Raw genomic sequence first — 21,899 nt, 5'->3', positions numbered from 1 at the left:
AAACGTGAAAGGTTCTGATGGTTTGATAACGGCTAAAGCGCCCGGAAAACTATATATTGCTGGCGAATACGCAGTAGTAGAAACAGGTTTTCCGGCTATTATCGTGGCTTTGAATCAATTTGTGACAGTTACGATTGAAGAGAGTCATGAATATGGGAGTATTGTATCAAAACAATACCAAGAAAATTCCCTTTATTGGCAACGACAAGGTGATGAAATGGTTTTTGATAACCGTGATAATCCCTTCCATTATATTTTGTCCGCGATTCGTTTAACGGAACAATATGCACGTCAAGCGGGTAAGACACTGCGCGTCTACCACTTACGGGTGAATAGTGATTTAGACTCTGCTGACGGTAAAAAATATGGCTTAGGCAGTTCGGCCGCCGTAACTGTCGCAACCGTTAAGGCCCTGTGCGCCTTTTATGAATTATCATTATCAAACGATCAATTGTATAAACTCGCTGCTATCGCGCATTTAGATGTGCAAGGCAATGGGTCTCTTGGGGACATTGCGGCTAGTGTTTTTGGAGGCTGGATTGCCTATCGGTCATTTGATAAACAATGGCTTGCTGATATTCGGCCAACTGTTAGTCTAAAACAGTTGCTCGAGATGCCTTGGCCTAGCCTTTCAATCGAATTGCTAACACCACCGGCTGAGTTATCGCTCTTGATTGGTTGGACGGGTTCGCCCGCTTCGACTTCACACCTGGTGGATAAAATTGCGCTCGCCAAAACAGAACAGCAAGCTGCTTATCAAAACTTCCTGGCTGCTAGCAAAGCGTGCTTAGAAGCAATGATAGAAGGTTTCCGCCGCAATGATTTAGCCCAAATTCAAACAGAATTAAGACATAATCGGGCGATTTTAAAAGATCTCGCTCACTTCAGTCAGGTCGCTATTGAAACGCCTATTTTACAAAAAATGGGGGCATTAGCTGAAGCAATCGGCGGTGCCGCCAAAACATCGGGCGCTGGCGGCGGTGATTGTGGGATTGTCATTATTGATCGCGCCATTAAAACAGAGGCCCTCTTTGAACAATGGCGGGCCAATCAAATTGAACGATTGAACCTAGCAGTTCACCTCGTAGATTAGGAGCTTATCCATGGTCAAACCCAAACAATCCATTCAATCTCATCGGAAAGATGAACATGTATTTTTAGCGGAGAAATTCCGGCATGATGATACCACCAATGACTTTGACGGCATTCGGTTTATCCATCAAAGCTTACCCGAAATTGCGGTAGCTGATGTGGATATCAGTACCGATTTTGCCGGTACTAATTGGGCTAGTCCCTTTTATATCAACGGCATGACTGGTGGTAGTCAGCAGACGAAAAAGATTAACGCGCAATTAGCGCAAGTCGCCCAAATTACCAACCTACCAATGGCAACTGGGTCCCAATCGGTGGCGATTAAAGATCCGTCACTCGCGGATACGTTTAGCGTGATTCGGGAGTTTAATCCGCACGGTTTCGTACTCGCCAATATTGGTGCTGGTAATGATTTACGGGTTGCCAAGCAAGCTGTTGCAATGACGCAGGCCAATGCTTTGGAAATTCACGTCAATACCCCTCAAGAAATTGTCATGCCCGAAGGTGAACAAGATTTCTACTGGCTAGACGAGATTGCTAACATTGTGGCCAATGTTGGGGTGCCCGTTATTGTGAAGGAAGTTGGTTTTGGGATGAGTGTCGATACCATCGCTCAACTTAAGCAAATCGGGGTTAAATACATCGATGTTTCTGGACGGGGCGGCACTAATTTTGTCACGATTGAAAACGAACGGCGTCATGATAAAGCCTACGCTTACTTAGCTGATTGGGGCCAATCAACGGTCGAATCGCTCTTTGAATCACGGGCTTTTCAAAATGACGTCAATATCCTTGCTTCCGGTGGGATTCGCAACCCCTTAGATATCATCAAAGCACTTCGGCTTGGCGCAAGTGCCGTCGGAATTTCCGGTCAATTCTTGCACATGGTTTTAAAAGAAGGACCAACACAAATGGCCGAAAATCTTTTAACTTGGCAAGCACAGATTCAAGCGATTATGGCAATGCTTGGCGCGCGTGACATTCAAGCCCTCCAAAGCGTGCCAATTATCCTTTCCCCTGAACTACGGCATTACTTAAATGAACGGCATATAACAATTTAATTAAATCGTCAAGCCTCGATCGAAGTGTTACGCCGATCGGGGCTTTATTTTTACCCAAAAATCATCAAAAAACGGTTTAGTCAATCTAATGACTAAACCGTTTTTTGAAAATATCGTTTCGGAACTAAATAGTAGAAAAGGCCAACTAAGAGAAAATCAATCACCATTAGGCTAGCGAAAATGACCATGCGCGCTGTCAGATAGAAAAACCAACTACCAATGGCAAAGCCGATTATTGAGCTAACGACCAGATGTAGTGCAAAAATCTGTGTTTGCGCAGTGCGAAATTTACGGTATAAACCAGTGCTGAGCCCTTTTTGTGCCTGATAGCCATTGACGACTTGGCTAAATAAATAAGCAAAACCAGCTGCGATAATCACGAGTACCGCAATCACCGCCATCATCCCCGCATTTTGACGGAGCCAGTTAACCCCAACTAATGGGGTGCTTTTCGGTGTTAGATAACTGTGCTTGGTCGTTTTGAAAATTTTCTGATAAGTTTTCATGTGCGCTCTCATCTGTGGATCATCAACCAACACCGTGACTTGATTGAGGGGGCGATCGTTTAAGACAAATTCTGGCGAAGTTGATACAAAAATATGCTGATCAAGCGTGGTTGTCTGGTTAGTGCCGACAACGCCAATTACAGATAAGTAGCGGCCATGATCTTGGTAGTAGGCTTGACTAGCCGGTTTATAGAGCTCACTAAGCCGTGACTGGCCCACCACCACCACTGGAACCTGAGATTTAAAGTCGTAACTTGTGAAGAACCGGCCGTCTTTTAACGGGACACTCGATAGTTTCCCTTTCGCATAGACATATGAAAACCGCGAATTAACGTTGAATTGAATTTGAAAATGCGTTAATTTGGCTGCATCAATTTTTTGAATCGTTTTTTGAATTGATTGCTGATTCTTAGCGTTAAAAATCACAGCGTTTTCTGATAAACTATTATGATTTAGACGTTGACTATAGTTGGTTTTCGCACGTTGGCTAATCGTCAATAGGCCTAAAACCGTTAAACCAACCAGTAAGCAATCTAATATTATTTTTTTCAGGCGCACAGTGGGCCCTCCTTTAAAGCAGACTATTGAATCCAGTAAAACCGATCACGCATTAAATCAAACGGGCGTAAGTAGCGGTTAATCCGTGATAAACGAGCATCGTTGTGATAATGGGCTGCCGTCCAAAAAGCGTGGCTATTCGTGGCACCAAAACGCTCGCCTAAACATAATAAAACGGGCGGCTTAGGCATTTTACGGAGTTGTTGCAACAGCTCATAATCGACTGGTACACCATTTGGTGACCAGGACATTAAGATGGCATCAACATGCGCGCCGTAGCGGTTGAGTGCCTGGTTGGCATCAAGGGTTTTTACTGGTGTGATTAGTTGGCGCCCGGTTTCATTTTCAGCAGTCCAGGCTAAACTATCAGTACAAATCACATCAGCGCCTGCCTGGCGTAAACCAGCGCTTAAATAGCCGTTACCAGCCATTACTTCTAAAAAATGCCAATTGGGAAATTCACGGGCAATTGCCGCCGTTAAATCTGTGGTGATATAGGCCCACATGCCAAAGCGATTTTGTAAGTACTCACGGTAATTGCGTAGTAAATGGTCGATTATCCGTAATTGCCGTTGCACCTCAGTCACATTAACAGGCGCAAAAGCCCCCTGTTCAGCTTGCAGTAATATTTCTAAATATAAAGATTCATCAATCCCTAAAACGGGCAAATTATGCGTGGGCAAGCCGCCCTGTTCAATCAGGTCCAAACTAACTAGAACGGCCTGAATCTGATGGTGAATAGCCGGAACGGTTGCGAAAAAAAGGTGGCTCTGGCGTAATTTTTCCGGATAACTTAACTGTATCATATTGGATTCCATTTCTAATATAAGTTTCTCTTAAGCGATTAGCTCAACCTTCCCGATTGGAAAGCTGGACTAACAGTTTACCGTATGCCAAGCGCAATCCGGGCATAACGGGACATCTTGCTGGTATCCCACGCTGGGTACCAGACAAGGTTGACTTTGACTGCGTTGACTTCTGGAATTTTAGCCATCGCTTGATGAATCGAATCCGTTAAAACATCAGTTAATGGGCAGCCCATCGTTGTGAGGGTCATATCAATTGTACATAAGCCATTCTCGTCGAGGTTTAACCCGTAAACCAAGCCGAGATTCACAATGTCAATCCCGAGTTCCGGGTCAATAACGGTCTCAAGCGCGGCTAAAATCCGCTCTTTTAAGTCTTCAATTGCTGCATCGTCTTGTGGTTGGTCTACCATGTGTCCTGCCTCCTGGTCACTCTAATAGCTCTATTATACTGGTTGAACCGCCTAGTTACAACTGACGATCATTGACAACAATCCGCATAACCCCTAGAATAAAAAGACATATCGTGTTAATAAAACACGTTTTTAAAAGGAGGCGCTGTTATGCATCAAAAATTGATTGCATTGGATTTAGATGGGACGACCCTCAATTCAAATGCGCAAATGACGCTTAAAACGCAACAAACATTAACCGAGTTACAAAACGCTGGCCATATTGTCAGTATTGTCACCGGGCGCCCCAATCGCTTAAGTGAACCTTTTTACCACCAATTAGGCTTAACATCACCAATGGTCAACTTTAATGGGGCGCTGATGCACATCCCAGGACAAGCCTGGGCCGGCGAATATCAATATACGATTAATAAAGACATTGTCTTCAGTCTCTTCCAACTAAAAGCGCGCTTCAAGATTCAAATGATTGCTGCCGAAGGTAAAACGATGTTTTTAGCTGATCAAGCTTATGCCAACACGTTTTCTTTCTTCCCCACAACGTTGAAATCTGATGAAATTTTAACCCGCGAATCTCTTCGGCAAGACCCAGCTGCTGTGACGGTTTTCGTTGAACGTGCTGATCGAAATGCATTGCGTGCAGAAATTCTACGCCAATTTCCCGATGTTTCTGTCAACACTTGGGGCGGGCCCGCTAGCGTCTTGGAAATTGTCCAACATGGGATTCACAAAGCGACCGGCCTTGCTAAACTAGCAGCCCACTATGACATTGATCAATCAGATATCATTGCCTTTGGTGATGAAAGTAATGATTTGGATATGTTAGCCTATGCCGGTATCGGGGTTGCGATGCAAAATGCGATTGCCCCGATCAAGGCGATTGCAGACGACATCACCCCACTGACCAATGCCCAAGATGGCGTCGCCAATTATTTACGGCAATATTTTAAAATGGATTAATCAAAAAGCGATTCGACTAACAGTTGTCGAATCGCTTTTTCGTTGGATTAAAGGTGCCTTTTTAATGGTAGTAGGCAAACGCACGCTATTTTTCGTCGCTTTTTAGAACGCCGCCGACTGAGTAACGGTCTGGTTGCATTTCGTTTAAGACAACGTGTACGTGTTCTGCAGGTGCGCCTGTATTTTTGGTGATTGCTTCTGTAACGTCTGCACAGAGTTGTTTTAATTGTGCTTGGCTACGACCAGCAATTAAATCGATGTGTACTAATGGCATATGGTGGGCCTCCTTTAATTGAATACTTATATTATGCCTGTTTTAACGCAATTGAGCAATGGTAATTACTGTGTTTTTAACTAAAAAAAGGTATAATAATAGCTAATATTAATTCATACATGGAGGCATTATAATGAGCGATCCCCTTTACCGTCAATTGACGGCCTGTACCAGCGTTTTAGTTGGTAAAAAAGCCACAGCCGACGGTTCAACTTTAATTGCACGCAACGAAGATAGCCAAGCGGCTTGGCCTAAGCATTTAACCATCCATCCTCATCAAAAATTATCGACTGCGCCCCACTTTGTCTCAAAAGACACGGGTTTTACGATCGATTTACCACCTGAAGCCGCTAAATACACAGCCACGCCTGAATGGACCGATGAATATGGCTTATTCGAAGAAGATGGCATTAATGAATACGGTGTCGCCATGAGTGCCACTGAAAGTGCATACAGCAATAGTCGCGTTCTAGGGTTTGATCCTTATATCGAAAATGGGATTGCTGAAGAAGCGATGGTGACAGTTGTGTTACCTTACGTGAAAACTGCCCGTGAAGGTATTGCACGCCTTGGTGCCATCGTTAGCGAATACGGAACAACTGAAAGTAATGGGATTCTCTTTTCGGATATTGATGAAGTCTGGTATTTAGAAATCGGGAGTGGCCATCACTGGGTTGCTCAGCGGATTCCTGATAATTGTTATGCCGTAGTTGCCAACCAACTCGCAATTCAAGAAGTTCAATTTGATCAACCTGATTGGTTCATGACTTCCGACGGGATTCAAGATTTTGCCCGTGATAATCACTTATGGCAAGCTGACACCCCGTTTAACTTCCGCGATATCTTTGGAACAAAAGATCAAAGCGATCTCATCTACAACACGCCGCGCGTTTGGTACGGTCAAAAATTATTGACGCCTTCTGTTAAACAACAACCACAGGATTTTAACCTGCCCTTCTTACGCCAAGCGGACGCACCCATTCAAGTTGAAGATGTGGCCCGGATTCTAGGCTCGCACTATGAAGGAACAATCTACGATCCGATTGGTCATGGTACACCAGAACAAAAACATGCTTTCCGGCCAATTAGTTTAGCGAAAACGCAAGAATCGCATATTCTACAAATGCGGACTAACTTACCAGTTGATGTTAGTGGCATTCATTGGTTATCAATGGGGGTCACGGCGCAAAGTATCTACGTCCCATTCTATGCGGGGGCCGACGATGTCCCAATTAATTACCAAAAAGGGACAAAGGATTACTCAAAAGATTCCATCTATTGGACGTACAAATTGGCTGGAATCTTGGTGGATGCCCATTATGCCAAATTTGCCAAAGACTTAGAGCAAACTCAAAAACACATCAATAGCTTAATGGTCCAAAATATTGTTACAACTGATCAAGCAATTGCAGCTGAAACTGATACGTCCCAACGCACAATGTTGATGACCAAGGGGTCTGCTAAAGCCGCCCAACTTGCTCAACACGAAATGGAACGCCTCACCGCAAAACTCATTACGGATAGTGCAAACCTTTCACCACTTAACTTTAGCACGGATAGTAATCTATAATCATTAGCAAAAGAAGCCCTGGCATGCAGCATTGCATGCTAGGGCTTCTTTTTTAACTCATTGGTGTCCAAATAATAAATCCCGCCTGTTAAAGCAATTCTGCTACCAAGGGCCAATTAATCATTTTCCAGAAATTTTCGATATAATCAATACGGTTATTCTGGTATTTCAGGTAATAAGCATGCTCCCAAACATCAAGGCCAAGCAATGGGCGATTTCGACTCATCAGTGGTGAATCTTGGTTTTGGGTTGTCATCAGTTGCAGTTCACCAGCTTCATCAATAACAAGCCATGCCCAACCGGAACCAAACACATCAACGGCAGCCTTGCTGAATTCTTCTTGGAACGTTTTAAACTTCCCAAAACGGGCTTCAATCCGTTCAAGCAACTCCCCAGTCGGTGCTTCAGGGGCATTGGGCGTTAGAATTCGCCAGAAGAAACTATGGTTTGCATGGCCCCCGGCATTATTGCGGATAGGCGTTTGCAGCTTCTTCGGTAAATCATCGATGTGCGTTAATAAGTCATGTAATGATTTACCTGCTAAATCAGGGTGCTTAGCCAGTGCCGCGTTAAGTTTGGTCACGTAAGTCTTATGGTGTTTGTCATGATGTAGATGCATTGTTTCAGAATCGATATAGGGCTCTAGCGCTACATATTCATAAGGTAGTTCTGGTAATTTAAATGTCATTGTTCACCCTCCTTGTTATAAACTCATCATACAAGCCGCCGGCGTTAAAAAGCGAATAATATGATTGGACAACCATTAAAAAAACTGACTAATGTTAATTAGCCAGTTTTTTTTGAATTTTGGGTAGCTGCGTATCAATTTCTGCCAACATCATGTTCGGTGTCTTATGTTGGAAAAAAATGGTGTAGTCCGCAAGCCGATAATACTTAGGGCGCCGTTGATGATACAGTTCACGCAACCCATCGTGGCCCAATTGATTCACAAGTGGACGCCGATCGTTACGAGAAACACGGCGCCAATGGGCTTCATAACTCCCATTTAGGAAAAAAATGGGGATATGACTCTGTTCCAGTAAATAACGCGTCTGAGCATCATCCACCACTCCGCCGCCAGTTGCGATAACCCCATCGTATTGGATCAATGTCTGTAAGGCCTCAAATTCCATTTGCCGAAATGCAGCTTGCCCTTTTTCGGCAAAGATTTCATTTATCGTCATTTGCTGTTCTTGCATGATGTAGCGATCCAAATCAATCCAGTCACAATGGTAATGATGGGCAACTTTGCGTGCAATGGTCGTTTTGCCAGACCCCATAAAACCGATTAAAATCAGTTGCATCTAGTCAATCAACCCCTATGGTTCTATTTCAAATATATTTGTTGGTTCCAAGACTGCTTCGCGTCATACGGGCAGTTAAACACTCTTTATAAGTTAGTTTCATTGTAAAGTATCTGTGGGTTGGTTACCAGTTTTTTTGAAATGAGATTAGCCGCTAATGTTGCTAGCGGTACGGATTGAATTTTAGGAGCACCAATTGCGTCGAGGTAAACAAGATTAATCGCCTGGCCTTGATTTTTCTTATCGTGTAAAAGTTGTTCAAAGAGTCGCTCACTCGTGAGTAACGAACTAGCGGTTGGCAAACCGACCGTATTTAAAACGGCTTTAAGTGTTGGTGTTAAATGTGCTTCAGTCAGCCGGCTTTGTTCGGCTAACCGTTGCATGGTTACCAACCCGATGCTGACCGCTTCGCCGTGGACAAGGGTGCCATTGGCGAGCGTTTCAACCGCATGGCCGATGGTATGGCCGTAATTTAATAATTGGCGATGATTATTTTCTTTTTCATCAGCCATGACAATCCGTGCTTTGTAGTGGACGCTCTGCTGAATCAGCGTTTCAGCCTGCGCCAGAATCATGTGTGTGTTTTCAATAGCAGTCACCTGTTGCCAAAACCGACCACCGTTGAGGGCGGCGACTTTAACGACTTCCGCAAAGCCGGCCGATAATTGGCGTTCATCCAAGGTCGCTAGAAATTTAGGATCAATCAACACTAAGTCTGGCTGATAGAAAGAACCAACTAAATTTTTGCCAGCTGGTAAATCAAGTGCCGTCTTACCACCAACACTACTGTCAACCTGCGCCAATAATGAGGTTGGGATTTGAATGAATGCAACACCACGCATATAGGTTGACGCGACAAAGCCGGCCAAATCACCGATAACCCCTCCCCCTAAAGCAATTACCCCGTCCTTGCGAGTCAAATTGGTAGCTGCTAACTGGGTGTAAAGCTCCATTGCTTGATTAAGCGATTTTGCTGATTCACCAGCCGGGACAATGATTGGTGTGACTTGATAGCCAGCTTTTATTAACTGCGATTCAATCGCTTCTAAATACAACGGGGCAACATTCGTGTCTGTGATTAATGCGATTTGCCGTGGTGTCCAAACTTGTGCAATTTGTTCAGCACAGGTTTGCTGCAAACCAGATTGGATCCGAATTTGGTAATCTTTCTGCGTGAGGTGGACATCAATCGTCACCATTAGTGCCGCCACTGCTTGACGACCGCATCAACGGCCCATACTTGGTGACACATTGCCAGATAAGTGGCTGGTTTCAAAGCTTGCGCACCATCAGAATAAGCCTTTTCTGGATGATCGTGAATTTCAACTTGTAGTCCACTTGCTCCAGTTGCAACGCCAGCGCGGGCCATGGGCGTCACAAGGTCCCATTTACCAGTGGCATGGCTCGGATCAATTAAGACTGGATAGTGCGTTAATTTTTGCAGTACTGGGACAACGTTTAAATCAAATGTGTTGCGCGTATAGTGATTGTCAAATGTTTGAATTCCGCGTTCTAACAGCATAATTTGATGGTTCCCGTTGGCGGCAATGTATTCGGCCGCGTTTAACAAATCATCAACAGTCGCTGCTAACCCGCGTTTCAAGGCAACTGGAACGTTGGTTTTCCCAACCGCTTTTAATAATGAAAAGTTTTGCATATTACGCGCTCCGATTTGAAAAATATCGGTGTATTGCGCCACTAAATCAACATGCGTTTCATCCATCACTTCAGTCACAACGTCCATTTGATAAGCATCAGCAGCCTTCCGTAATGCTTTTAAACCAGTTTCACCCATCCCTTGAAAGGCATACGGTGATGTTCGCGGTTTATAAGCGCCACCGCGCAAAATAGTGGCGCCACCTTTTTTTGCGACTTGTGCCATGGCCATGATGTGCTCAGCGGATTCCACTGAACAAGGGCCTGCCATAACTGTGAAGTCTGCACCGCCAATCGTACTGTGGGCTAATTTGATGACCGTGTTTTCAGGTTGGAATAGCCGACTACCAAGCACGTAACTCGGCTCGTCTGTCATGGTTGTCGTAATCGCTTGTTCCTCAGCGGCAGTAAACGCTAGTGCTTTAGCCCCGACAACTACTACATGATGCTTAATCTGGTAAACATTTGGATACATTGTGCGCTGTCGTGCACAAAACGCAGCCACTAGCGCCGAATCGGTATTTGGTTTAAATTGAATAATCATAAATTGTTAAAACTCCTTCATTAAAGCGTGATAAATAGGATCGGTTTGTAATACCCGGCCCGTCCAGAATTGAAAACTCAACGCAGCCTGTTCGATTAACATGCCAAGCCCGTTTTGGGTGGAATGCCCACTTTGAGCCGCTAATTGTAAAAAAGCAGTCTGCCGTGGTGCATAAATTAAGTCGGTGACTAGACAAGTTGGCGCTATTTGACGAATGAGCGGTGCCGCCATTGGTAATCCAGGGGTATTGACCATGCCAAGATTCGTGGCGTTAATCACGCAATCAGCAGTAATGAGTGCGTGTTGGAGGGCTTGTTCATCGGCATAATCATGTAGCACGATGGACATCGAATGGTGATTAGCAATTGTTACCAGTCGTTGTTCAACTGCCACATAAGTCGGGTTTTGGCGTTTGAAGACTTGAATCGTCGCCACACCATAACGAGCGGCGGCTTCGATGATCGCCAAACCTGCGCCTCCTGCCCCCAGCATGACAATCTGCTGACTAGCTAGATTGGGATATCTTTTCTGCAAAGCGCGCCAAAAACCATCGCCATCAGTATTCGTGCCTACCAATTTACCCGATTGTAAAGCAACCGTATTGATAGCCCCAACAAGTTGGGCAGCTGGCATTAGTTCGTCCATTAATGGCACTAGCGACTGTTTATAAGGCATCGAAAGATTAACGCCTGCCACCCCAAGTGTCCGGATGGCCGTTGCGATATTTTGCGGCTGTGCTTGGCTATCGAAAACCAGATACCGTGCGTCGATTTGATGTTGTTTAAAACCCAGATTATGAATCATGGGCGACAAGCTATGGTGCGCCGGATGCGCAACCAAGCCGTAAAGAGCTGTATAACCTGATATCATTACATTTTCCTCTAAAACTATCATACTTTACTTAATGAGATTTTTAAATGGGCGCAACAAAAAAAGACAGCGTTTCTTCTGTCTTTTGATTTGAATTAATATTTATGGTGTCAATTTAAAGGATCAACGAGTTTTTATCACAGCCAGCATCGCTAGCGGGGTAGGTGGCTTAATCACAGGGTTATTACACGTTAATAATTATGCACTTTCGGGTTCATTAATCGGATTTCCGCCTTCATTCCGCCAAACGTTGGTATTAATCAAAATTTCTACAACTATCTTATTTCACACTATAGCACTTTATTGATTGCTCTAATTCTTACTTTATTGTGGGGCTATTCGGTTACTTAAAAGCAACCACCATTGAGGGCTCAAAATGACACTGATTAATATGCAGTTTTATGCCAATACATTGCAGCAGACAGCAACAATTAGTGTGATTCTTCCTGAACCCCGGTCTAGCGATCAAGTATCCTTGACAGCTACAGAGTGGCCCTATATGATTTTGTTGCATGGATTAGGAACGAACCAGTCAGATATTATCCGCAAAACAAGTATCGAACGATACGCAACGGCGACCCAGATGGCGATCATTCTTCCTAGTCTTGGCCGTAGTTGCTACCTAGACAGTCCCTCTTTTCCTGCCTGGCAATTCCTGACAACCGAATTAAGGCCTAGAGTCACCGCTACGTTCAAACTGTCAACTAATCTAGCAGATTGTTTTATCGCAGGGATTTCAATGGGTAGTTATGGTGCATTCAGATGGGGATTGGTCGAACCTAAGCGATTTAGGGGGATTGGCGTAATTTCAGGCGCGGTAAATTACTTTAATTTCCCAACAACCATTTTGGAGACACTACCGCCCTATCGAGTACTCATTAATCAACAAAATATGATTCCTGTTGACTTAGATGATTTATTAACATCCGAACTTACTTCGTCTGTTTATATCGCGTGTGGCACTCAAGATGATTTCTATGTTGATAATCAGGCGCTGGCTGCAAAGTTAACGGCGATTGGACAGACACCAATTTTTGTAACAGAGAATATCGGTCACGATTGGTCATTTTGGGATCATCAGTTACAACAAGTATTACACAGATTTTCAAATGAAAGGCTTGGTACAGCAAATGCAAATTGAAACACAAGAATTAAAATCTAACGAACAACCATTCTTAGTAACCGCCTACTGGCTTGACCCAATAGCTGATTTTGAAACTCCCGTCAAGCAACCCGTCATGATTATTTGTCCCGGTGGGGGATTTACCTTTCATTCAGAGCGTGAAACAACACCTATCGCGTTAAAATTTCTTGCCGAAGGGATGCATGTTTTAGTCCTCCCTTATCAATTGCGTGACGCAACTCATGAGGTTTATCCAATGGCACTTAATCAGGTAGCGCGGACCATCGAATGGGTAACTGAACAAACTGGAAAGCATTCGATTGATACAGACCGAATTGTCTTAACTGGGTTCTCTGCGGGTGGGCATGTTGTTGCCAATTACAATGGCATTGCAACCAATCCTCTGTTAGTGAAGCAATACCATCTTGATCAGTACGCCGGTCAATATGCGGCGATTATTCTTGCCTATCCGGTCATCGATTTAGACGCTGGTTTTCCAACAACAAGCGCTGAGAAAAATTTAATTACGCAGGATTCACAGTTTTGGCACGCCCAAACCAATATTACGGATAATGCTAAACCCGCCTTTGTCTGGCAAACTGCGACCGATGAGTTAGTGCCTGCTGAAAATTCATTACGCTATGTATTAGCTCTACAGAAACATCATATTCCTGTGGAATATCATTTATTTGGCAGTGGTATTCATGGATTAGCATTAGCCAACCATGTCACCCAAAAGCCTGGTAAAACCAAATATTTAAACAAGGGGGCGTCACAGTGGATTTCGTTAGCCACCAATTGGTTAACACAGATTCAAGTGATTCATAATAATTAACGGCGACTACTAATTAGCGTAATATGCATATTAATTAAGATTCACCCCATTCTATTGCCATCCCATATTATTTCCGCTAAACTGATTATCTATTGTTATTTGATTGCGAGGTCGCTTATGAAGAAAGCTCTTATTTTTATCTTATTTACCCTTTGTTTAATTGTTTTATTACCGAGTCCAGTTGCTGCGCGTGCTGGCGGGTCTTCGGGTGGTTCGGGCGGATCCGGTGGTAGCGGTGGGGGTTATTCCTCACCGACAGCTGGTTATGTTGGCGGCCGTAGTCGTGATTATTATTACGATGATGCGGGATATCGGCATTACTACAAATCCCCGATGCGTCGTTTATTCGATAGTATAGTCACCCTGCTTTTCGTATTTGTCTCCCTTGGGATCATGATTTGGCGTAAAGTGCGTGACTGGTTAACCGGACGTAGAAAACGGGCTCTGGCTGATACCATGCCGTTAGATGCTGAAACCGCGGCGCGCTTTGAAAATGCATTCTATCAAATTGAAACAGCTTGGCCCTCAAATGACTTAACCGACGTGGCGGACTTAATGACGCCCCATTTTCAGCACCAACAACAACGCATCTTAAACCGTTATCAACGGCACCATAAACATAACCAACTTGAGAGTATCGCCATTGTTTCAACTGAGTTATTATTACCTGAAAAACTGAACCGCCAAGATATTCTAGTGACAGCGCAAATGCGCGATTACTTTACTGATGATCGGCAAACAGCCACGGTTAATGACCAACGTCGTGAAGCGGCTTATATTGAACGTTTCAGCGAAATTTGGACGTTTAAATTAATTGATGGTCAATATCGTGTCGCTCATATTAATCAATCCCTATAAAAGAGCTGCCAGTTGGTAGGTCTTTTTTGTTGTTTAATTGATAAAGTTTGTTGCGTTAAACAACTTTTTCTCTTAAAATAGACTTTGTCGATTTAAAAATCGTTCACCTATTTTGATTAGAAAGTGAGTTCATTTGATGACCCTCCATGTTGGCACTGGCCAGACCCAAACGGCCGTTTCCTTAATGCCGCGTAACCTAGACGATTGTAAGCGTGAAATGGCACTTGTTGAGCAAAAGCAAGCTGCGATTGATATTTTAGAATGGCGTTTAGACTATTGGCAAGCACCAGCGACTTTATTAACCGCTGCTCACCAAATTGTCGCTGCCCGACAACCGGTTATTTTAACGCTTAGAACCACGCATGATGGCGGCCTTGCTGATCCAGCCGATTATTTAGACCGCTATACGCCATTATTATCGGCACAAATCGGCGACGTAGTTGATATCGAGTGGTCTTTACCCAAGTCCGTTAGAAAAGCCGTCAGCGCGCTTGCACGTGCAAATGGCTATCAAGTATTATTGAGCCATCACGATTTAAAGACAACCCCTGATAATCTAGCACTTCAAAAACAACTCGCAGCAATGCATGCGACGCAACCAGATATGTTAAAACTAGCAACTACCGCTCAAAGTAATGATGATACTACTCGATTAATGGCGCTTACCCAGTCTTTTACACACGATCATACAACCCCTCTAATCACGATGGCGATGTCTGAATTTGGCTTAGCCTCTCGCATTTTTGGTGGTCAATTCGGTTCAGCCGTGAGTTTTGGTTATCTTGAACACCCCAGTGCATCCGGCCAATTACCAATTGAACAACTCAAAGGCTTGTTGACGATGCATCAAAATTAAATACACGTAAAAAAGCCCCGTACAAATTGTATTTGTACGGGGCTTTTCAATTTATATTAGTTTCGTTCAACGTTTAAGTCATTCATCTTAAGCATTGTATCGACAGCTTTTTCCATTGTTTCAACTGAAACAAATTCGTAGCGACCATGCATATTTTCAGCGCCAGCAAAGATGTTAGGGGTTGGAATCCCCATGAATGAAATCTTCGAACCATCTGTCCCACCACGAACTGGTTCGATTAATGGCTTGATACCAACAGCTTCCATTGCATCTTTAGCAAGCTCAACAACGTCCATGTGGTCTTTTAAGACTTCCGCCATGTTGTAATATTGATCTTTGATGGTTGCGACAACGCGACCTTCGCCGTATTTAGCATTCATCTGATCAGCCACTTTGGCAGCAAATGCCTTTCGTTCTTCTAAACCATCACGTTCGAAGTCCCGGATGATATAAGCCATGTGTGCTTCATCCACTGTGCCTTCAAGACTTAATAAATGGTAGAACCCTTGGCGACCGTCTGTCTTTTCAGGTACTTCGTCGCTTGGTAAAGCATTTTGGAAGTCAACAGCTACTTGAAGGGCATTAACCATGATATCTTTAGCTTCACTAGGATGCACATTTTTGCCTTGAATATCGACTTTCATTGCAGCAGCGTTAAAAGTTTCATACTCTAGCTGACCGATTGGGCCGCCATCCATTGTGTAAGCAAAGTCCGCTGCGAAATCTTTGGCATCAAAGTGGTCAGCGCCAGTCCCGATTTCTTCATCGGGACCAAAACCAATCTTGATGTCGCCATGTTTGATTTCAGGATGTTGAACCAAGAAGTCCATGGCAGTCATGATTTCTGCGACACCCGATTTATCATCTGAACCCAATAAGGTTGAGCCATCAGTCGTAATTAAAGTTTGCCCTTTATAATTTTTCATGTTGGGGAATTCTTGAGGATCTAATACAAATTTACCCGCTTCGTCTAATTTGATAATTGATTCACCATCGTAGTTTTCGACGATTTGTGGCTTGACACCTTTGGCATTGAAGTCGGCAGTATCGACGTGTGATAAAAAGCCCATCGTTGGCACTTTTTTATCAATATTACTTGGCAATAACGCTGTTACATAGCCATTGCTTTCGTTGTATTTCACGTCACTTAATCCGATTTCCTTCAAGTCGTCCATCAATTTGTGTAAAAATACCACTTGGGTTTGGGTTGATGGGCTCGTTGTTGCGTTTTCATCTGAACGGGTTTCCGTTGTGACATATTCTAGAAAACGAGGAATTAATTTTTCATATTTAGCCATGGTGTAGCCTCCTAGATATTATTTAAACTTAATACTATTCTAACTTACTTCGCATTAAAAATAAATGTAAACGGATCAGTTTTTTGCTGCGATTTAATGAATGTAGCCGACCAGCCACGCTGTTTCGCCCACTTTTCAAAAACTTGTGTCATCTCATCCTTCACGATGCTTTCGACATGATGACCAGGATCAATTACCGACAAGCCAGCTGCTAGCATATCATGACCGGTATGATAATAAACATCACCAGTAATATAGACATCTGCACCAGCTTGGACAGCGGCTGGGAAGAATTTACCCCCATCGCCACCGACAACGGCGACTGTCTGGACTATTTTGTCCGGTTCGTTCGAAATCAGGCGCAATCCTGTTAACTCAAACGTTTCACAGACAAATTGCGCATAATCGCGGACCGTCATTGGTTGTGGTATTTGGCCAATTCGTCCAATACCAATTGGTTGTTGGTGGTTAGCCAGCGGAATTATATCGTAGACCGGTTCTTCATAAGGATGGGCCGCAAGCATCGCCTGGATAACTTGGGCTTGCATAACCGCTGGCAACATAACTTCAATTTTGACTTCGGTGACGGCTTCTAATTCACCTGCTTGGCCGGTATAAGGATTTGCTGCTTCAGTTGGTTGAAAACGGCCAGTTCCGGTCGTACTAAAACTGCAGGCTTGATAATCGCCAATATGCCCAGCGCCTGCTTGGTTCAATGCTATCCGCATTTGTTCAGCATGTGACTCAGGGACAAAGACCACTAATTTTATCAATGGTTGGTAGTCCGTGATATTAAATGGTTGAACATTTTTTAGTTGTAAAGCTTCGGCTAACCAATCATTCATACCACCATTAGTCTTATCCAAATTCGTATGAGCGGCATACACCGTAATGTCATGCGTCAACAGATCCGCATACATCTTGTTTTGCGGAACACTAAGATCGAGATTTTGCGCTGGTCGAAACATCACTGGATGATGGGCAAAAATGAAATCGACATTCTGTTCAATCGCTTCTTGAACGGTTTCTGGTCGGACATCAAGGGTCACCAGCACCCGTTCAACGCTTTTATCTCGGCGGCCGATTTGAAAACCGGTCGGGTCGTTGCCTTCTTTTAATGTCAATGGTGCATAGTCTTCAATTGCAGCAATTAAGTCACTCGCGACTAATTTTCCCATGTCTTCATCTCCTCGATTAATGCAATTTCATGTTCGACTGCTTTGACTTTATCAGTGGGGACGACTTGTGCGTTTTGTAATTGTTGCCATAAATGACGGCGCTTCTTTAACATCGTTTTCCATTTTAGTTGAAAATCAGCGGGTTGCGTTCGGCGTAAAACTGGCCCAAATACGCGGTCACTTTCACTTAAGGGTGCCACTGACGCTTTTGGTTCACCGACAATCACTTCATAGATATGTCCGTCTTCAGCAACAATCGCTTCATCAACGATTGCATAGTCATGTTCATTCAACCATTCACGGACAGTACTTTCCATGATATTGGGTTGTAGCACGAGTCGTTCATGGCCGTTTAGATGATCAAGACCGCGAGTTAGAATTTCAGTAATCAATAATCCCCCCATCCCGGCAATCACAATGCAATCGACTTGGTCTTTTGTAGGATCTAACACCTCGATTCCATCGCCTAAGCGAACTTGAATCTGTTGTTGTAAGTGCCACTGATTAACGTGAGTCTGTGTTGATTCAAACGGACCAGCAACCACTTCACTAGCAATCGCGCCTTTTAACCGGTTCTGTTCAGTCAACCAGATGGGTAAATAAGCATGATCTGAACCGATATCAGCAACAATGCTATCTTGTGGGACAAACTGCGCAACCGCAGCCAAACGCTTTGATAAATGAATTGGTGACAAAAATAAAACTCCATTCTAGAAACTTTGATTGTTATAGTTAGTATACCAAATTTTAGGCGCCATACGCAGTCAAAGTGAACACTTGATTCTGGCTATCAGCAGTTGCTTTAGGCCAAATTTAATTTTATCCTCAGATTAGCCCCTTCTTTTCGTCCTTTATCAGTTGTTTGAAAAAGCTAGTTGACATAAGATAAATTATCTACAGTTATTATACTAAACTAATCACCAAAGCTATTCCCTGCAATTAGGCTTAACCATCTTCTACGTTGAAATTGGATTCCAAAGACAATGCATAAAAGTGCCATAAAAAAACTCTCGAGCCAGTTAAGCTCGAGAGTTTTTAAAGCTATTATTCTAAAAAGTCTTTTAATTGTTTTGAACGTGATGGGTGGCGGAGTTTCCGCAATGCTTTCGCTTCAATCTGACGAATTCGTTCACGTGTTACCCCGAAGACCTTGCCCACTTCTTCTAACGTCCGTGTCCGTCCATCATCAAGGCCAAAACGCAACCGTAAGACGTTTTCTTCCCGGTCTGTTAAGGTGTCTAGAACACTTTCTAATTGTTCTTTCAACAATTCATAAGAAGCATGTTCTTCAGGACTAGTTGCATCTTGATCTTCGATAAAGTCGCCTAAGTGTGAATCGTCCTCTTCACCAATTGGGGTTTCAAGGGAAACAGGTTCTTGCGCAATCTTCAAGATTTCGCGTACCTTGTCCGTATTCATATCCATTTCAGCACCAATTTCTTCCGGTGTTGGTTCGCGACCTAAATCTTGAAGTAATTGCCGTTGAATTCGGATTAACTTGTTAATCGTTTCAACCATATGGACTGGAATCCGGATTGTCCGCGCTTGATCGGCAATGGCCCGCGTAATCGCTTGCCGGATCCACCATGTAGCATACGTTGAGAATTTGAATCCTTTCCGGTGATCAAATTTTTCAACAGCCTTCATTAAGCCCATGTTCCCTTCTTGAATTAAATCCAAGAATTGCATCCCACGACCAACATAACGTTTAGCAATTGAAACCACCAACCGTAAGTTAGCTTCAGCAAGCCGTTGTTTAGCTTCTTGATCGCCTTGTTCAATTCGCAAAGCCAAGTCAATTTCTTGTTGGGCGTTTAAAAGGGATACCCGGCCAATTTCTTTTAAGTACATCCGTACAGGATCATTAATCTTAATCCCGGTTGGGGCAGTCATGTCTTTTAGTTCTTTAGCAGAAACCTTTTCCTTTTTAAGGGTCGCAGCACTCGGATTACCATCTTCATCGACAATCCCAATCCCTTGGTCTTCCACTTTTTGCATTAATTCATTGATTTCATCAGCTTGTAGCGCAAATGGTTTTACAATTTTTGCAACGAGTTCATCATTGGTGATTTCTTTCTTTGGTTTGTATTCCTTAATTAAGGCCTTAACCGCAGTATCAAATTTCTTCGTGTCAGCTTTTTTATTATCAGCCATTCAGAAACCTCCTAATATCAATTTCCTAATTTCTTTTGCGAAACAAGTCTAATGACCTCCAAGGTTAAGCGGGTTTCTTCGCTCGCATTCCCCAATTTGGTCGCCTCTTTTAAGGCAATTTTCGCTTCTCTTAATTGTTCCTCAATGTTATTTTGCGCAATGACGAATAGGCAGTCGTTCAAGGCTTCTTGACTTGCCTCTTCGGGTAAATCAAGTGCATCAATCTGGACGACTAACGCCTGTAAGTCATCTGGGATATAACCCATGAAGTCGGCTAAAGTCGACTTACCTTCAGCTAAAAAGGCGCGCCACAACTCGTAAATCAGTTGGTAAGGGGTATGCACAAAACTAAAATCAGCATTATTCTCCAATTGCAGCCGAATATCGTCATTTTCCATCAACATATGCAAGACTTCTTGTTCGGCATGTTCAACACGGGTTAACCGCTGAGGTTGACGGGTCACCGTTGCCTGAGGATGCCCAGGGATTGGCGGTGGCCCGTCAATCGGGGTCCCCGGTTCAGGTGGCAGATCATAGTCATACTGGCTAGGTGCCGGTGCAAGTGGTTGTTGTGTTGCCCGTTTAACGCGCAATGTTTGTAATTGCCGCTTCAATGTAGCAAATGAAATACCGCTATCCGCTTCAATTTGCTTGAGATAAATCTCAATTTCAAGGGGAGACTCAATCGGGGCAACGACGGCTAATGCCTGTTGCACATAATCAAGTTGGTCCTTTTCATTATTCAGATTCAACCCTTGCTTTAAATACCGTAATTCAAATGCAATTGGGGTTTCTACCCCATTTTGCAAAGTTGTCTTAAATTGTTCCGCCCCGTATTGGCGGACATATTCATCCGGGTCAGCTCCACTGGGTAAAACCACCACGCTCAATTCAAGCTTGGTATTTTGCTGCAGCATGCTAATGGCGCGTTTCATTGCTTCGATGCCGGGCCGATCACCGTCGTAGCAGACAATTAATTCTCGTGCTTGTTGTCCCAAAAGTGCCAATTGCTCAGTCGTTAAGCTTGTTCCCATTGATGCGACACCGTTTATAACACCTGCTGAATACGCTGCAATCACATCCATAAACCCTTCAAACAAATAAACTTTCCGCTCTTGGTGAATCATCGTCTTTGCTAAATCATAGTTGAATAAAACCTTCCGCTTGTTAAAAATCACAGTTTCGGGACTGTTCAAATATTTCGGTTGATCGGGTTGTTTCACCAAGACCCGTCCAGAAAAAGCGATGACCTCTCCTTGTGCGTTGCGAATTGGAAACATCACTCGTCCAGAGAAACGATCATGCAACTTCCCGGTCTGAGTTTCGATAAATAAGCCGGATTGACGCAGTGTCTGATACGGCACTTCTTTATTCTGAAAGAACGAAAGCATTAAATCAGCTTGGTCTGGCAAATAACCGATACTAAACGTCTCGATTAATTGATCCGTCAAGCCCCGTTCATGTAAGTAATCGAGCGCCGGTTGGCCGGCTTCGGTACTCATCAAAATATGCGTAAATAGCTCGTTAGCCTGACGATAGAGTTGCTTAAACTGCGTCACTTCACTTGATTCTTGAACATTTTGAGTGGGTCGATAAGTCTCCGCTAAACTGAAGCCAACAAAGTCAGCGACTTTCACAACAGCTTCTGGAAAACTAATCTGTTCCAGTTCCATTAAGAATTTGAAGACATTCCCACCCCGTCCGCAAGAGAAACAATGAAAAATTTGTTTCTCTTCACTAACGGAAAATGAGGGGGTCTTCTCATCGTGAAACGGACAAATCCCAAATAGGTTATTGCCACTTTTCTTGAGCTGGACATACTGACCAACAACATCCACTATGTTAGTTTGGCTCCGAACATCATCAATCACGTCGTTCGGAATCTTTCCCGCCATTGGTCTCACCTCACTATTCAATTCAAATTGTACTAAGACTGTAAAAGCCGCACCTCACAAAGAAATGCGACTTTTAAGGATTATCAGCACA

Annotated in this window: 22 protein-coding genes and 1 pseudogene; 9 read left to right on the top strand and 14 right to left on the bottom strand. The window is 43.7% G+C overall.

The window, feature by feature from the left end; translation table 11 throughout:
- The first annotated feature begins 22 nt into the window (after nucleotides 1-22).
- Both J7Q78_RS01730 and fni read left to right on the top strand, forming a co-directional pair.
- A complete protein-coding gene (locus J7Q78_RS01730; RefSeq protein WP_154242271.1) occupies nucleotides 23-1,093 on the top strand; it encodes a phosphomevalonate kinase in 1,071 nt (356 codons plus the stop codon).
- Nucleotides 1,094-1,103: 10 nt separating this feature from the next.
- Nucleotides 1,104-2,153: a type 2 isopentenyl-diphosphate Delta-isomerase gene (gene fni / locus J7Q78_RS01725; RefSeq protein ID WP_208422759.1), complete on the top strand. Its 1,050-nt coding sequence runs from the start codon at nucleotides 1,104-1,106 to the stop codon at nucleotides 2,151-2,153.
- A 92-nt stretch (nucleotides 2,154-2,245) separates the two neighbouring features.
- Here fni and J7Q78_RS01720 read toward each other — a convergent pair whose 3' ends face one another.
- The 3 genes from J7Q78_RS01720 to J7Q78_RS01710 form a co-directional block, all read right to left on the bottom strand.
- Nucleotides 2,246-3,217, bottom strand: coding sequence for an ABC transporter permease (locus tag J7Q78_RS01720; RefSeq protein WP_208422760.1), 972 nt, complete (start codon nucleotides 3,215-3,217; stop codon nucleotides 2,246-2,248).
- A gap of 23 nt (nucleotides 3,218-3,240) precedes the next feature.
- Complete coding sequence (locus J7Q78_RS01715) at nucleotides 3,241-4,023, bottom strand: SAM-dependent methyltransferase (protein ID WP_208422761.1); 783 nt, start codon at nucleotides 4,021-4,023, stop codon at nucleotides 3,241-3,243.
- Nucleotides 4,024-4,100: 77 nt separating this feature from the next.
- Nucleotides 4,101-4,436 carry a metal-sulfur cluster assembly factor gene (locus J7Q78_RS01710; protein WP_154241963.1) on the bottom strand — a complete coding sequence of 112 codons (336 nt, stop codon included), beginning with the start codon at nucleotides 4,434-4,436 and terminating at the stop codon, nucleotides 4,101-4,103.
- Nucleotides 4,437-4,586: 150 nt separating this feature from the next.
- Between J7Q78_RS01710 and J7Q78_RS01705 the strand changes: the two genes are divergently transcribed.
- Complete coding sequence (locus J7Q78_RS01705) at nucleotides 4,587-5,393, top strand: Cof-type HAD-IIB family hydrolase (RefSeq protein ID WP_208422762.1); 807 nt, start codon at nucleotides 4,587-4,589, stop codon at nucleotides 5,391-5,393.
- 85 nt (nucleotides 5,394-5,478) lie between these two features.
- Here the strand turns inward: J7Q78_RS01705 and J7Q78_RS01700 are convergent, their stop codons facing one another.
- On the bottom strand, nucleotides 5,479-5,691 hold the full coding sequence (locus tag J7Q78_RS01700; protein WP_319016963.1) for a 2-hydroxymuconate tautomerase: 213 nt from the start codon (nucleotides 5,689-5,691) through the stop codon (nucleotides 5,479-5,481).
- Between the two features lie 109 nt (nucleotides 5,692-5,800).
- Between J7Q78_RS01700 and J7Q78_RS01695 the strand changes: the two genes are divergently transcribed.
- On the top strand, nucleotides 5,801-7,237 hold the full coding sequence (locus J7Q78_RS01695) for a C69 family dipeptidase (protein WP_208422763.1): 1,437 nt from the start codon (nucleotides 5,801-5,803) through the stop codon (nucleotides 7,235-7,237).
- Nucleotides 7,238-7,325: 88 nt separating this feature from the next.
- On the opposite strand, the gene J7Q78_RS01690 is transcribed toward J7Q78_RS01695, so the two are convergent.
- The 5 genes from J7Q78_RS01690 to aroE form a co-directional block, all read right to left on the bottom strand.
- Nucleotides 7,326-7,925: a superoxide dismutase gene (locus J7Q78_RS01690; RefSeq protein WP_208422764.1), complete on the bottom strand. Its 600-nt coding sequence runs from the start codon at nucleotides 7,923-7,925 to the stop codon at nucleotides 7,326-7,328.
- 94 nt (nucleotides 7,926-8,019) lie between these two features.
- Nucleotides 8,020-8,541, bottom strand: coding sequence for a shikimate kinase (locus tag J7Q78_RS01685; protein ID WP_208422765.1), 522 nt, complete (start codon nucleotides 8,539-8,541; stop codon nucleotides 8,020-8,022).
- A gap of 86 nt (nucleotides 8,542-8,627) precedes the next feature.
- Nucleotides 8,628-9,740, bottom strand: coding sequence for a 3-dehydroquinate synthase (gene aroB, locus J7Q78_RS01680; RefSeq protein ID WP_208422808.1), 1,113 nt, complete (start codon nucleotides 9,738-9,740; stop codon nucleotides 8,628-8,630).
- Nucleotides 9,740-10,741, bottom strand: a complete 1,002-nt coding sequence (gene aroF / locus J7Q78_RS01675; protein ID WP_208422766.1) for a 3-deoxy-7-phosphoheptulonate synthase — start codon at nucleotides 10,739-10,741, stop codon at nucleotides 9,740-9,742. The genes aroB and aroF overlap by 1 nt, the downstream gene beginning before the upstream one ends.
- 6 nt (nucleotides 10,742-10,747) lie before the next feature.
- Nucleotides 10,748-11,611, bottom strand: coding sequence for a shikimate dehydrogenase (aroE, locus tag J7Q78_RS01670; RefSeq protein ID WP_208422767.1), 864 nt, complete (start codon nucleotides 11,609-11,611; stop codon nucleotides 10,748-10,750).
- A 100-nt stretch (nucleotides 11,612-11,711) separates the two neighbouring features.
- Here aroE and J7Q78_RS09990 point away from each other — a divergent pair.
- From J7Q78_RS09990 to aroD, 5 genes and pseudogenes are all read left to right on the top strand, one after another.
- Nucleotides 11,712-11,962: pseudogene (locus J7Q78_RS09990) on the top strand (glucose PTS transporter subunit IIA); the annotation flags it as partial.
- A 25-nt stretch (nucleotides 11,963-11,987) separates the two neighbouring features.
- A complete protein-coding gene (locus J7Q78_RS01665; protein ID WP_208422768.1) occupies nucleotides 11,988-12,752 on the top strand; it encodes an alpha/beta hydrolase in 765 nt (254 codons plus the stop codon).
- Nucleotides 12,742-13,569 carry an alpha/beta hydrolase gene (locus J7Q78_RS01660; RefSeq protein ID WP_208422769.1) on the top strand — a complete coding sequence of 276 codons (828 nt, stop codon included), beginning with the start codon at nucleotides 12,742-12,744 and terminating at the stop codon, nucleotides 13,567-13,569. The genes J7Q78_RS01665 and J7Q78_RS01660 overlap by 11 nt, the downstream gene beginning before the upstream one ends.
- A gap of 117 nt (nucleotides 13,570-13,686) precedes the next feature.
- Nucleotides 13,687-14,427: a TIM44-like domain-containing protein gene (locus J7Q78_RS01655; protein WP_208422770.1), complete on the top strand. Its 741-nt coding sequence runs from the start codon at nucleotides 13,687-13,689 to the stop codon at nucleotides 14,425-14,427.
- A 136-nt stretch (nucleotides 14,428-14,563) separates the two neighbouring features.
- On the top strand, nucleotides 14,564-15,283 hold the full coding sequence (gene aroD / locus J7Q78_RS01650) for a type I 3-dehydroquinate dehydratase (RefSeq protein ID WP_208422771.1): 720 nt from the start codon (nucleotides 14,564-14,566) through the stop codon (nucleotides 15,281-15,283).
- Between the two features lie 56 nt (nucleotides 15,284-15,339).
- On the opposite strand, the gene pepT is transcribed toward aroD, so the two are convergent.
- The 5 genes from pepT to dnaG all read right to left on the bottom strand — a co-directional run bounded on the left by pepT (nucleotide 15,340) and on the right by dnaG (nucleotide 21,808).
- Nucleotides 15,340-16,581 (bottom strand): peptidase T, encoded by a 1,242-nt coding sequence (gene pepT, locus J7Q78_RS01645; RefSeq protein ID WP_208422772.1) that lies wholly within the window; start codon nucleotides 16,579-16,581, stop codon nucleotides 15,340-15,342.
- Between the two features lie 44 nt (nucleotides 16,582-16,625).
- Nucleotides 16,626-17,759, bottom strand: a complete 1,134-nt coding sequence (locus tag J7Q78_RS01640) for a Nif3-like dinuclear metal center hexameric protein (RefSeq protein WP_208422773.1) — start codon at nucleotides 17,757-17,759, stop codon at nucleotides 16,626-16,628.
- A complete protein-coding gene (locus J7Q78_RS01635; protein ID WP_208422774.1) occupies nucleotides 17,747-18,454 on the bottom strand; it encodes a tRNA (adenine(22)-N(1))-methyltransferase in 708 nt (235 codons plus the stop codon). Before J7Q78_RS01635 ends, J7Q78_RS01640 begins: the two co-directional genes overlap by 13 nt.
- A gap of 349 nt (nucleotides 18,455-18,803) precedes the next feature.
- The gene (rpoD, locus tag J7Q78_RS01630; RefSeq protein ID WP_154241948.1) at nucleotides 18,804-19,913 is read right to left on the bottom strand and encodes an RNA polymerase sigma factor RpoD; all 1,110 of its coding nucleotides are present in this window, start codon (nucleotides 19,911-19,913) and stop codon (nucleotides 18,804-18,806) included.
- A gap of 17 nt (nucleotides 19,914-19,930) precedes the next feature.
- Nucleotides 19,931-21,808 carry a DNA primase gene (dnaG, locus tag J7Q78_RS01625; RefSeq protein ID WP_208422775.1) on the bottom strand — a complete coding sequence of 626 codons (1,878 nt, stop codon included), beginning with the start codon at nucleotides 21,806-21,808 and terminating at the stop codon, nucleotides 19,931-19,933.
- Between the last annotated feature and the right edge of the window lie 91 nt (nucleotides 21,809-21,899).

The sequence above is a fragment of the Latilactobacillus fragifolii genome, assembly GCF_905332535.1.
Lineage (GTDB): Bacteria > Bacillota > Bacilli > Lactobacillales > Lactobacillaceae > Latilactobacillus > Latilactobacillus fragifolii.
This window is presented reverse-complemented; position numbering and strand designations above follow the sequence as displayed.

What these genes read in the sequence shown, in the direction of transcription:
- J7Q78_RS01665 (WP_208422768.1), top strand. Translation starts at nt 11,988, where the DNA reads ATGACACTGATTAATATGCAGTTTTATGCCAATACATTGCAGCAGACA.
- aroD (WP_208422771.1), top strand. Translation starts at nt 14,564, where the DNA reads ATGACCCTCCATGTTGGCACTGGCCAGACCCAAACGGCCGTTTCCTTA.
- aroE (WP_208422767.1), bottom strand. Translation starts at nt 11,611, where the DNA reads ATGATATCAGGTTATACAGCTCTTTACGGCTTGGTTGCGCATCCGGCG.
- fni (WP_208422759.1), top strand. Translation starts at nt 1,104, where the DNA reads ATGGTCAAACCCAAACAATCCATTCAATCTCATCGGAAAGATGAACAT.
- J7Q78_RS01715 (WP_208422761.1), bottom strand. Translation starts at nt 4,023, where the DNA reads ATGATACAGTTAAGTTATCCGGAAAAATTACGCCAGAGCCACCTTTTT.
- J7Q78_RS01655 (WP_208422770.1), top strand. Translation starts at nt 13,687, where the DNA reads ATGAAGAAAGCTCTTATTTTTATCTTATTTACCCTTTGTTTAATTGTT.
- aroB (WP_208422808.1), bottom strand. Translation starts at nt 9,740, where the DNA reads ATGGTGACGATTGATGTCCACCTCACGCAGAAAGATTACCAAATTCGG.
- dnaG (WP_208422775.1), bottom strand. Translation starts at nt 21,808, where the DNA reads ATGGCGGGAAAGATTCCGAACGACGTGATTGATGATGTTCGGAGCCAA.
- J7Q78_RS01685 (WP_208422765.1), bottom strand. Translation starts at nt 8,541, where the DNA reads ATGCAACTGATTTTAATCGGTTTTATGGGGTCTGGCAAAACGACCATT.
- J7Q78_RS01640 (WP_208422773.1), bottom strand. Translation starts at nt 17,759, where the DNA reads ATGGGAAAATTAGTCGCGAGTGACTTAATTGCTGCAATTGAAGACTAT.
- aroF (WP_208422766.1), bottom strand. Translation starts at nt 10,741, where the DNA reads ATGATTATTCAATTTAAACCAAATACCGATTCGGCGCTAGTGGCTGCG.
- rpoD (WP_154241948.1), bottom strand. Translation starts at nt 19,913, where the DNA reads ATGGCTGATAATAAAAAAGCTGACACGAAGAAATTTGATACTGCGGTT.
- J7Q78_RS01660 (WP_208422769.1), top strand. Translation starts at nt 12,742, where the DNA reads ATGCAAATTGAAACACAAGAATTAAAATCTAACGAACAACCATTCTTA.
- J7Q78_RS01705 (WP_208422762.1), top strand. Translation starts at nt 4,587, where the DNA reads ATGCATCAAAAATTGATTGCATTGGATTTAGATGGGACGACCCTCAAT.
- pepT (WP_208422772.1), bottom strand. Translation starts at nt 16,581, where the DNA reads ATGGCTAAATATGAAAAATTAATTCCTCGTTTTCTAGAATATGTCACA.
- J7Q78_RS01710 (WP_154241963.1), bottom strand. Translation starts at nt 4,436, where the DNA reads ATGGTAGACCAACCACAAGACGATGCAGCAATTGAAGACTTAAAAGAG.
- J7Q78_RS01695 (WP_208422763.1), top strand. Translation starts at nt 5,801, where the DNA reads ATGAGCGATCCCCTTTACCGTCAATTGACGGCCTGTACCAGCGTTTTA.
- J7Q78_RS01690 (WP_208422764.1), bottom strand. Translation starts at nt 7,925, where the DNA reads ATGACATTTAAATTACCAGAACTACCTTATGAATATGTAGCGCTAGAG.